The 10007-nt window shown below is 58.9% G+C and carries 7 protein-coding genes; 2 read left to right on the forward strand and 5 right to left on the reverse strand.

The window, feature by feature from the left end; genetic code table 11:
* A partial coding sequence (locus EJC49_RS22690; protein ID WP_483458064.1) for a M41 family metallopeptidase occupies positions 1-596 on the forward strand: 596 nt, incomplete at its 5' end.
* A 130-nt stretch (positions 597-726) separates the two neighbouring features.
* Here the strand turns inward: EJC49_RS22690 and EJC49_RS22695 are convergent.
* The 5 genes from EJC49_RS22695 to EJC49_RS22715 all read right to left on the reverse strand — a co-directional run bounded on the left by EJC49_RS22695 (position 727) and on the right by EJC49_RS22715 (position 7479).
* The gene (locus EJC49_RS22695; protein ID WP_170314844.1) at positions 727-1173 is read right to left on the reverse strand and encodes a Mov34/MPN/PAD-1 family protein; all 447 of its coding nucleotides are present in this window, start codon (positions 1171-1173) and stop codon (positions 727-729) included.
* Entirely contained in the window at positions 1173-2870 is a 1698-nt protein-coding gene (locus EJC49_RS22700) for a ThiF family adenylyltransferase (protein ID WP_126702215.1), read from the reverse strand. The genes EJC49_RS22695 and EJC49_RS22700 overlap by 1 nt, the downstream gene beginning before the upstream one ends.
* Positions 2871-2875: 5 nt before the next feature.
* Positions 2876-3904 (reverse strand): cyclic GMP-AMP synthase DncV-like nucleotidyltransferase, encoded by a 1029-nt coding sequence (locus EJC49_RS22705; protein WP_126702216.1) that lies wholly within the window; start codon positions 3902-3904, stop codon positions 2876-2878.
* The gene (locus EJC49_RS22710) at positions 3901-5037 is read right to left on the reverse strand and encodes a patatin-like phospholipase family protein (RefSeq protein WP_126702217.1); all 1137 of its coding nucleotides are present in this window, start codon (positions 5035-5037) and stop codon (positions 3901-3903) included. The genes EJC49_RS22705 and EJC49_RS22710 overlap by 4 nt, the downstream gene beginning before the upstream one ends.
* A gap of 432 nt (positions 5038-5469) precedes the next feature.
* Positions 5470-7479, reverse strand: a complete 2010-nt coding sequence (locus tag EJC49_RS22715; RefSeq protein WP_126702218.1) for an ATP-binding protein — start codon at positions 7477-7479, stop codon at positions 5470-5472.
* Between the two features lie 161 nt (positions 7480-7640).
* On the opposite strand from EJC49_RS22715, the gene EJC49_RS22720 reads away from it, so the two are divergent.
* Positions 7641-10007, forward strand: a 2367-nt coding sequence (locus EJC49_RS22720; RefSeq protein ID WP_126702219.1) for a DUF4011 domain-containing protein, incomplete at its 3' end; no start/stop codon positions are given.

The following is a 10007-nucleotide window of genomic DNA, read 5'->3' on the forward strand; positions in this document are numbered from 1 at the left end:
TACCGGAAAGCGCCGATGACCACCGCGCTACCCAGCTACACCACGTCCAGGGACGTCACCCGGTGGTCGGTCATTCGCTGGGCGTTGCGGTACTTGAAGTCTCAATTTCGACCGAAGTAGAAATTGAGGGCGATCACCCGGTCGGCGGCGTCACGGTCTTCCGAGAGGAGTGGCCCGCTGCGGGGACTGCGTCCTCCCTACGGAACAAAATTGCCGTGGATCTCGCCGGCATCGCGGCCGAGGAGATGATTCTTGGAGGGGGCTCACAAGGTGCGGGTGGGATGCCGGGGTCTGACCTGCATTCGGCCACAGTCACTGCAGCCGCGCTGGAACTGTCGTTCGGCCTAGGCTCGCGGAAATCCTTCCTGTCATTGGCGCAGCCGGACGATCTTCTGAATGCCGTGAGAGGGGATTGGCGACTGGCGGATCGGGTCGAAGCTGTTCTTGAAGCGGAGTCAGAGCGCGCTCGGTCGGTCATCCAAGAAAACGTGGATGTACTCCAGCGTCTCGCAGGCAGCCTTGTCGAAACGGATCGTATCGTCCTCCCGCACTTGCTGTCGATCTTGCAGGATGAGGAGCCCAGGCTCTGCGGATGAAACAGCGCGCTCAAGAATCCATAATGAGGCGTGAATCCTTCATCCCAAGGGATGCGCGACGGCTGGACGAGGCATTGGTCTCAAGCTCCTCGAGAAACTGATATTTGCGCCACTGTTGCGGGCTCAACAGTTACGGTGTCGCGCGATGAAACGAGACCCAGAATCCGTCCGGCGGATCGAGCCGTCCGACTATGCAGAGAAGAATGCCGGGAAGCGAATGCTCGGAGGCCCGGACCACGTTCTCGATGCTGGTGATGTCGGAATTCGATGGCCTCGGAATGTCTTCAGGGTGGGTGTGCCAATCGCCGAGAAACTCAAGGCCCTCCCGATACAGTAAGTCTATTTCGGCCTGTTCCGCACGACGGTCTGGCCAGAAGTGGAACCTGCCGCGCTTATCGCCGCGCCTTGGGCCAGTAGCGACCTCGATCAGCCAGTTCTTCCGATGCCGATTACCGAAGAGCTGACCTCCGGCTTCCTTGGAGAAGAAGTTCTTCTGGCGATATGACATCATAGTGGCGAGGGCGCGTACACCGAACACTACGTCGAGGTCGTCAAACTTGAAGCTGACCTCGTCCATCAAAAATCCCACGCAGCGCTCCAGAAACCGCCCTCGTCCGGCGGCGTGCCATGATGATCCAGCCACCATTGTGTCCAACGGCCCTCAGAAGCTTCAAGCGAGCGTTTGTCCGTCGTCCAAGTGCGCCATACGTTTTCGCCTACATGCATCCCTGCTAAGGACTCCAAGGCAAGCTTCGTAGCCACGACATGGGCTTGTGAAACCTCGATTTGCCCGAAAGGTGAAGTCGAGTTTCCGCATTCATCCGGCGCGGGTAGGTCGGTATGCGAGGACTGCCCTTTGAACGTTCCCTCAATTTCGAAACCGGAAGTGAGCCTCGTCCCCGCTCTGCTAATTAGGATCGCTTGTGCGGCCAAGCCGAATGCCTCTGTCCAGGCATATAGGGCGGGGGGAGGCGTCTCCATCGCTTCTAGGGCCTGATCCAAGAACGCGTCGCAGGCCCAATCCCCCGTGGCGGATACGACAAGGTCGATGCCCGTCAATAAGTCTGATCGTTCCCGGATTGCCGTCTGAAGCCGGATCGGTAGCGCATCGACCCTCTCGGTTTCTGGCACGGATCGAAGAATTCGGCCTTTCAGGGCGATCACTTTCGATTCGTCTACGCTATCGGCACCGAGTTCATGACGGCGGATATTCTCCCATCCCAGCCTATCGGGATCAACCAGCACAATGCGGCTCACTCCGGCTTTGGCGAGTGTCATCACGATCGCCGATCCGATCGCTCCGCATCCAACCACGACAACCTTCTTCCCCATTGCTGCCTGGTCGCGGTTGCTCATCCGTGACGTGGCGGCGCCCATATCGCGGGTATCCAACGGAAAGACGTTGTATTGGTCGAACACCCCTTTGTCGGAGAGTTTAGAGTGCGCGTGCGCCCTAACTGGCGACCGACCTTTGGTATCGGTCTTCAACAATAGCTCAACTGCAACCTGGAAGGTCCGGCCGTTCGGGGCCGTTCCGCTAAAAACTACCGGAATGCGTTTCGGACAAGCACGCAGCATGTCCGCGATAAGTTCAATTCCGCGCGTCGAGTGTCGCTCCAGAAACGTGAGCAACGATGCCGCATCGTGCGGATATCGGTCGGGCCTGGGGAATAGAGATAGTGGTACGATCGGGAAACGTCTTGGGCGCTTGACGGTCAAGCTTGCGATGTTAACCGCCCATCTGCGCAGACTGACCTTGTTGGGAAAGCAGAAGTACGAATCGCCTGCGAGATGGCAGGCGCCGGCACCCTCGGAAATTTCGGACAAGCCCAATAGCCTTGCATTCCGGGCACCTGCCGGCAGGTAGTGATGCCAATAGAGCCGGAAGTCGTTTTCGAAATCCTCGTCCTCTTCGCCGTTGTCGTTGGCCTTTAGAAGCGAGCGTGCCTCGTGCACCGCTGTCTTGATGGACAGGAGCGGATCGTCGGGCAGTGCGACGCTGTCGATGCAAATACGCGCGGATCCCGGGACATCTTTCAATGGCTCGATGTGGGGGCGTGGGCGCTTCCTATCGTATGCTTCGACGAATGCCTGAGGCTTGGAGTACGGGAAATCGTCATCAGCGAGAACGGCAACGATCACGCCCATGGTCTTCAGCCGCCACCCTTGCCCGCCGTACGCACGGATAAGCGCGTGATCGGCCGGAAGCTTTCCCAGGTTCGGCCTGCCTAGGGAACTAAACCAGTCATCAACGTCTTGGAACTCGGTCGGCATCTGTCCTAGGCGTACCGGGTCTCACCCTTCTTGACGAAGGGGCCGGTGATGCTGGAATCGAGCTTCTTCTCGTCGTCCGGATCCGGTTGCTCCTCGAACCAATCGGTATTGAAGACACGAGCCCAAGCGGACATCGCGGCCTCGTGGCTACAGTCGTCATCATCGAGCACTTCAAGGTGCTTCAGATTTTCATCAATGCACTTCTTGAAGAACGCCACCTTTGAGTTCCCGCTGTCCACGATGTTCTCGCCGGAAAGGGTTGGGTGCCCAATTTCGTCATCATACGCGAGGCGGTTGGAGATTTCCCGCATAAGGGAACGGAAGCATCGGTCGTCTCGGTCCTCGTCCTGAAGGTAGCAATATTCAACCAACCTAGAGATTGCGAACCCAGAGGTTGTTTGTGACCGCCATGACGCGCGGCTTTTCGCGAACCTCTTCATGAGGCGGGCCATCCGCACAAACTGGCCGCTGTTGCCATCTTTGCTCGAATCCGAGCATTTGATGCTGTTGGCGCCGATGAACCACTTTGTAACCGCTCGCGCATCGGAACGCTTCCAATCCGAACTGGCCAATTCCCACCCGGTCTTCAGTTCACCGGAAACCGGGTCCTTGATTTGGATTTTCCGGTATGAGGGGACATCAATGTGATAGCCCTCGTTGTAATAGATGCGGACGCAGTTCTTCCGAACTTCAGGTGCCGTTGTAAAGCGTTTGTCCTGCACCGCGGCGCAGACCATCTGCCGAACGGCCAGAGCAGACATTTCACCGCCCTGCGGCCCGACGAGATCCTCCTTTCTGAAGTACACTCCGTCGTCGATGTCGTAGTCTCCGTCCTTCTCCTGGATCATGGTTTTCATGGAGTAGGAACCTTGCGTGTGCATTCCGATAGGTGTTGGCTTGCCGTCGGTGGCCAAGCCTCCCCTAAGACGTAGGCGGTTTGTGTCTGCCTTGCCCTTTATGTCGTCCCGATCCTCGTTCGAGAGCTTCACCTCTTTGCGCTGATACTTGAAGACTTGGGTATGACAGTCCTTCATCGGTACGTCTCCATAGGGATGCCGGTCTTCACCATTGGCGGTATTTCGTTCAAGAGCTTGTGGATCATCCGGCCCTCCGGATGGTCCGGGCGATCGCACATGCTTTTCACGAGATCGGCGTCTTCGTGTCCTTGATTGATGAGAGCCTTCAGGGCGCGCTTCCGGCTGTCATCGAGGCCTAGAAACGGCATCATTGTTGCCGCAACCTTCTGCTGCGGAATGCGGGTGTGAGTCACCTTGCGCCCGAGCTTTGTGAACTGTCCGGCAAGGAACCGGGCCATGTCGTCGTAAGACTTCTCCTGGGCATCGATAGAGAGTGGGCCGATCGCCGCTCCGAACTGCCACTTCGCCATCGATCGATGGACGTCGCGCGGAGCAATCTGTTCGCCTTCAGGTCGCGATACGTTCCCGATCGAAAAGATTTCAATCTCCTGACCATCAGCGGCGCATTGCAGTGCATCGATCAGACCCACGAGCACCGGGTTGTTCGCCCATAGTCCGCCATCAGCGAAGATGCGATAGTTATCGGTGCCCTGATCCGGGTTCTTGATTGCAGCCAGCGATCGGAAGATCGGAGCTGCACTGGACGCGAGGCAGACGTCCGAGAGCCGATAGTTGTCGTCCCTGACCCCGCTCTTCGGCGTCTTCTTGAACACCCATGGTCGATGCGACTCCATCGAAACGGTCGGAATCGAAAGCGATATGCCGCGCCGCTCGAACACCGTTCTCATCGTCACGTCTTCAAGGTACTCGTCCAAAGCTGCTCGGAGCGCTTCGTCGCCCGTACGAACTAGTTCGTCGGACCACAGACCTGAAAAGATGCGAAAAATCGGGCTGAGGGCACCAGGTCTGATCCGATGTGGAAAGATTTTTCGGCCGTTCTTTTCGTAAAGTTCCACCACCTCGGACATGGGACGCCCCACAGCTGCAGCGCACGCCAAGATCGCACCGGTGCTGGTACCGCTGATAAGGTCGAATCCCTTTCCGATATCGAGAGCATCGACCTGCCTAATGACCGAGTAGTGATGAAGAAGGCGGTCCAAGAAAGCGGCCGTGTAGATGCCACGCATTCCGCCGCCGTCGATGCATAGCACCCGGTACGGCCTCAGCGGTGCGATGGAATCGTCCGACATTGAACTCCCTCTTCTGCGATCCCGTTTTGTTCCTTGAGGAATTTCCCCGGATCGAAACGACCCGGGGAGGGATGGTGTGTGTTCGAGGCTGCTTCGGCCTCGCTACCCAGGCCGTATGCGGTCTAGGGGTGGAACAATGGCTTGTAGGGGCAAAACTTTGCGGATCCCTACACGAGTAGGTGAGCGCTTCCGCAAAGTTGTGTACCTGCCCCTCCAGATCTAATTGAAATTGTTGACGTTTAGAATAGGAAGAAATTCCACACCCAAAGTTGTGTTTCTGCCAGATGCAAAGTTGTGTTCTTGACTGGATGAGGCAAGTTTTAGATGGCGGTCGAGTTCGCTGTGACGACGAGGCCGTCAGCGACACATCGGCTATGTGCGGAAGGAGAGTGAGGAAGGAAGGCCTAGGTCGTGCGCTCTGTCGGCCTGGGATCAAACGGCTGCCGTCTCTTCGCCCAGGGATTCTTCCTCCGGGTCCGGCACCGCGACCCCAGTCAGGTATTTCTCGTACGTTCGTTTCAGGTACCGCAGTGAGCTTTCCCTATCGACATTCGCCTGCAGGTGATCCTGCACGAACTTGAGACGGGACTTGCATCCTGCCAGCACCTCGGCCCAGGTTTTCACCCAGACTTCGACGTTGCCGTCCTCGGACTGGAAGACCTGTCCCCTGGCCTTGCCCTTCTGGCGTGTCTGGTTTCGGGCATAGGCATCAAGATCGTTGGAGATCACCCAGAAGCTCCAGCGAGTTTTCAGATGACGGAACCGCTCGTCCTCGGCGACCGTGAAGGCGTACTTCTGGACCTGCGTGATTTCGTCGGCCCCGACCTTCACCGACGGCCTCTTGAGTTCCACCACGAGATGTTCGCGCTCGTCGGCATGGTTTTGCGGAACGGATCTCGATAGCATCAGGTCTACGATGCCGACTTTGCCGTCGATGCGTTTCACCGGCTGGTCGATCACGACATCCTCGCCGATCAGCTTCCGGTGCTTGCGGAGAACCTGGGTGAGCGACTGGTCGTCGACCGCGAGGTTGAATTCTTCGCCGAATATCCAGGTGTTGTTGTCCGCGATCATTCGATGCAACTGGCTGCGTTCCCTGAGCAGGTTCTTCGTTTCAGGATCGAACAGCACAGCCTCCAGCCCGTGGACGAATTTCAGGCGATCAGCCACCAGCCTCGATGCGCTGATGACGTTGGCCAGGTTGGCCTCTTCCAGGAGCTTGGATAGCTCCTTCTGCGTACGCTCTGGCAGGTCGAGGACCTCGGTCAGGATATGCTGGAGTTCGTCCGGACCGCGCTCGATCGCCTGCCTCAGCATCCGCATCTGGAAGGCTTTCGTCCTCTTGGTCTGCTCGCCGAAATCCTGGAGATGCCGGTTGACGTTCAAGGCTACGATATCGAACACCTTCCGCTCCGCCTGCTCCACGGAATTCTGCGGGTCGGTACGGTAAGGATAGATTTCCTCCGCCTTCCACCTGTCGATCTCTGATTGAGCAGCCTCGACCTCCTTGGTGCGGAAGAACTCCTTGATGCGGTCCGACGCCTCGTCGTAGGCCACCTGCAGGGGCTGGATCATTTCCGAGAGGTCGAGCAGGCCCTGCTCCTGGAGAGCGGTGACGAACGAAGATTTCAGGTATGCGGAAAACTGGAATCCCGGCGTATGAAACTTCGGCGTCACGCGCTGGAAGGGAAAGCCCTCGGGGCCACACAGGAAGAACCAACGCTCGGAAGCCGACAGCCACTGAATGACTTCGATCTCAGCAGGATGCTCTCTGCCGTCGTCGACGATCGGAGCAAGCTCGAACTTGGCACGGCTGGCGATCAGCTTGGACGGATCAAGGCGTTCTCCTTCGACGAAGATCCCGACGTCGGAGTAGTCGGTCAAATAGAGCGCGAAGATCTCCGAGAGTGATTGGACGGCAAACTGCGGTTCAAGGGAACGGTAGGACCTGTCGAGTTCGGTCACGCGAACTTCGACGCCGGTTCGTAGAGCCGGATCGAGTTCCTTCGGCTCGGACACGCTCACGTCGACGAGATCGTCGCGAATGACAGTGATGGTATAGCCGAGGAGCTTGTCTCCCTCTCGGTACCGGACCATCCAGTCGGCCACTCGGCCAAGCGCAAGCGCCTTGAAGCGGCCCTTTCCCTCCTTTCCGTGCAGGATGCGATTCTTTGTCTTCGAGCGACTGCCGTGTGCTTTCCAGGAGCCCCCCAGCTTTCCGAACAGAGCTTCTACATCCGAATGAGGAATGCCATGTCCGTTGTCGCGGATGGTGACCGACCGCGTGGCGATCTGATCCGATTCGATCTCAAGATCGATCCGCGTCGCATCCGCGTCGACTGCATTCCAAATAAGCTCGGCCACCGCTTGGATCGGCTTCGCGCTGGCAAGCTTCCGGATGTGGTCGCCTTCGACCCGCACTCTGTAGTGCTGTTCCGCCATTCTTCCTCCTGAACCCGGCGGCTCATTTCATAACCGTTTCCCCGAGGTTTGTTGAGGTCATGTCGATGCCGAGGCCTGCATCTATACGGATTCGATAGGATTCGTAATTGCATCGAAGTTTGCGGTCGGCCTACTGTCCGAAAAAATGAGGGGAAACGTAAGTGCACGACGCGGAAAAATCTGTTTTCCAAAGTGACCTGCCACTGAAGGAGAAGCTTGAGCGCGCCAGGACAGAGTTACTTGACCTTTCCGCCCGTAACCGTCTGCTCAATGTTCCGCGGTTTTCCAGGAGCGCGAAGACGATAGATATCGTCGACGAGCGAACCTCGGAGATCTACAGGTTGCTGGTAAATGAGGGGAAGGCGTTCACCTTCGTCGCGGGAAAGCCTGACCGGACGAAATCCGGCCAGGAGGCGGCCGACGCGCTCGACGAGGAAGACGATTATTCCCCGGTGGTGCTCCCGCAGCCTGGCGATGAACAGCTTGACGAGCGAGGTTTCGCCAAGCGGCATTCTGACACCAGCCTTCAGACAAGAATGACTCCGACTGGTCTCCAGCGGCGACTCCTCGATCTCTATTACGATGCGCGGACGCTCGAGGAAGAGCAGGGCGTCAATATTCTTTTCCTCGCGCTCGGCATGCTGAAATGGATCGATCCGAACAACAAGGAGAACATCCGGTACGCGCCCCTGATCCTGGTGCCGGTCCGGCTTGAACGGGGTACGGCTGGGGAGAAGTTCCGCCTGAGGGCAAGGTCCGAGGATCAGACGGCGAACCTTTCTCTCGAAGCCTACCTCGACAGGGTGCACAAACTCGCCTTGCCGCCTTTCGAGGCCGGGGAAGACTTCGAACCGGCGGGCTATCTCGCCGCAGTCGCGGACGCCGTGTCCACCAAGGACGGGTGGGAGGTGCTTCCTGACGACATGGTGCTGGGGTTCTTCTCGTTCGCGAAATTCCTGATGTACCGAGACCTTGATCCGGAGAACTGGCCGGAGGGTGCTCAGATCACGGACCAGCCGAAGATACGTTCCCTTCTGTCGGATGGCTTCGAGACACGCGAACCTCTGATGTCGGACGACATCGCAATCGATCCGCATATTGCGCCTGCCGACATGCTTCACATCGTTGACAGCGACAGCTCACAGACGCTTGCGATCCATGATGTGCGCCGTGGACGTGACCTCGTGATCCAGGGACCTCCCGGCACGGGCAAGTCGCAGACCATCGCCAACGTCATCGCCTCGGCGGTGGCCGACGGAAAGACAGTGCTTTTCGTCGCCGAAAAGATGGCAGCGCTTGAGGTGGTCAAGCGGCGGCTCGACCACGCCGGGGTCGGTGACGCCTGCCTCGAGCTTCACAGCAACAAGGCCAACAAGCGCATGATGCTGGAGGAACTCCGCCGGACCTGGCAGCTCGGGTCGCCGCGAGGGCAGTTTCCCTCATCCCTGGCAAACAGGGTTCTCGAGGCTCGCGACAAGCTGAATGCGCATGCCACCCGGATGCACGTCGCTCACCATCCATCCGGCTTAACTCCCTACCAGGTATTGGGGCAGTTGACCCGGCTGAGGCAACAGGGACAACGACCTGTCGACATTCACTTGGCTGGCTCCACGGACTGGACGGCCGACGGCGTTGCCGTGCGCAGGCGCCTGCTGGAGGAGTTGTCCCAACGTATCGACGAGATAGGACTTCCCATCCGGCATCCCTGGCGAGGAGTCGGCCTCGAGGTCGTCCTTCCGACCACCGTCGAGCGGCTGGTTCCTCGCATCGAATCCTTAGCCTCGCGCGTGAGTGAACTCCGCGGGAAGGTCATGGAAATCGCGGCCGGCGTGGAATCGGAAGTGCCTTCCACTCCCAACGGAGTTGGCCCGCTTCTTGAACGAGCGCGTGTTCTGGCGGCGGCTCCGCCGTTCCCGCCCGCGGCGCTGACGGCATCGTGCTGGGACGGCCAGCAGAAGGAAATCTCGTCGCTGATCTGGACGGGTGCCGAGTTCGGCCGGCTGTCGTCGGAACTCTCCGAACATGTCGTCGACGGCGCTGTCGAGCTTTCGGTGGAGGGTCTGGAAAGCGGCCTCGCGGAGCTGCCTTCGGATTTCCCGAAGGAAGGGTTCGTCCGCGCGCGCCAGCTCACCATCCTTCTCCCGCGGTTGGGAGAAGAGGCAGAACGACTGAACCAGGAATTGGGCGGATCGACGCTGCCTGACACGTTGGCAGGACTTCTGCGGCTAGTCACGATGGGCGAGCGCGTCGCGGCCGCTCCGGATGCCAGTCCCGAGGCGTTCGCTGCTACCGTCTGGGATTCTGGCCTCGAGCAGGCAAGCGATCTCGCCGAGAGTGTCGCCGCCCTTGAAACCGCCCGGTCCACGCTTCACGGAAAGGTCGCGGAAGCAGCCTGGTCCACCGACGTCGCGGCAGCGAGACAGGCGCTTGCGACGCACACCGGCATACTGAAGGCGCTAAACGGAGACTACCGCCGGGCCAAGGCGCTCGTTCGATCCATCGTGACAGACCCGAACGCGTCCGGCGCC

Origin of the sequence: Aquibium carbonis, assembly GCF_003970795.1 — a bacterium.
GTDB lineage: Bacteria > Pseudomonadota > Alphaproteobacteria > Rhizobiales > Rhizobiaceae > Aquibium > Aquibium carbonis.

What these genes read in the sequence shown, in the direction of transcription:
- EJC49_RS22695 (WP_170314844.1), bottom strand. Translation starts at nt 1,173, where the DNA reads ATGGACGAGGTCAGCTTCAAGTTTGACGACCTCGACGTAGTGTTCGGT.
- EJC49_RS22700 (WP_126702215.1), bottom strand. Translation starts at nt 2,870, where the DNA reads ATGCCGACCGAGTTCCAAGACGTTGATGACTGGTTTAGTTCCCTAGGC.
- EJC49_RS22705 (WP_126702216.1), bottom strand. Translation starts at nt 3,904, where the DNA reads ATGAAGGACTGTCATACCCAAGTCTTCAAGTATCAGCGCAAAGAGGTG.
- EJC49_RS22710 (WP_126702217.1), bottom strand. Translation starts at nt 5,037, where the DNA reads ATGTCGGACGATTCCATCGCACCGCTGAGGCCGTACCGGGTGCTATGC.
- EJC49_RS22715 (WP_126702218.1), bottom strand. Translation starts at nt 7,479, where the DNA reads ATGGCGGAACAGCACTACAGAGTGCGGGTCGAAGGCGACCACATCCGG.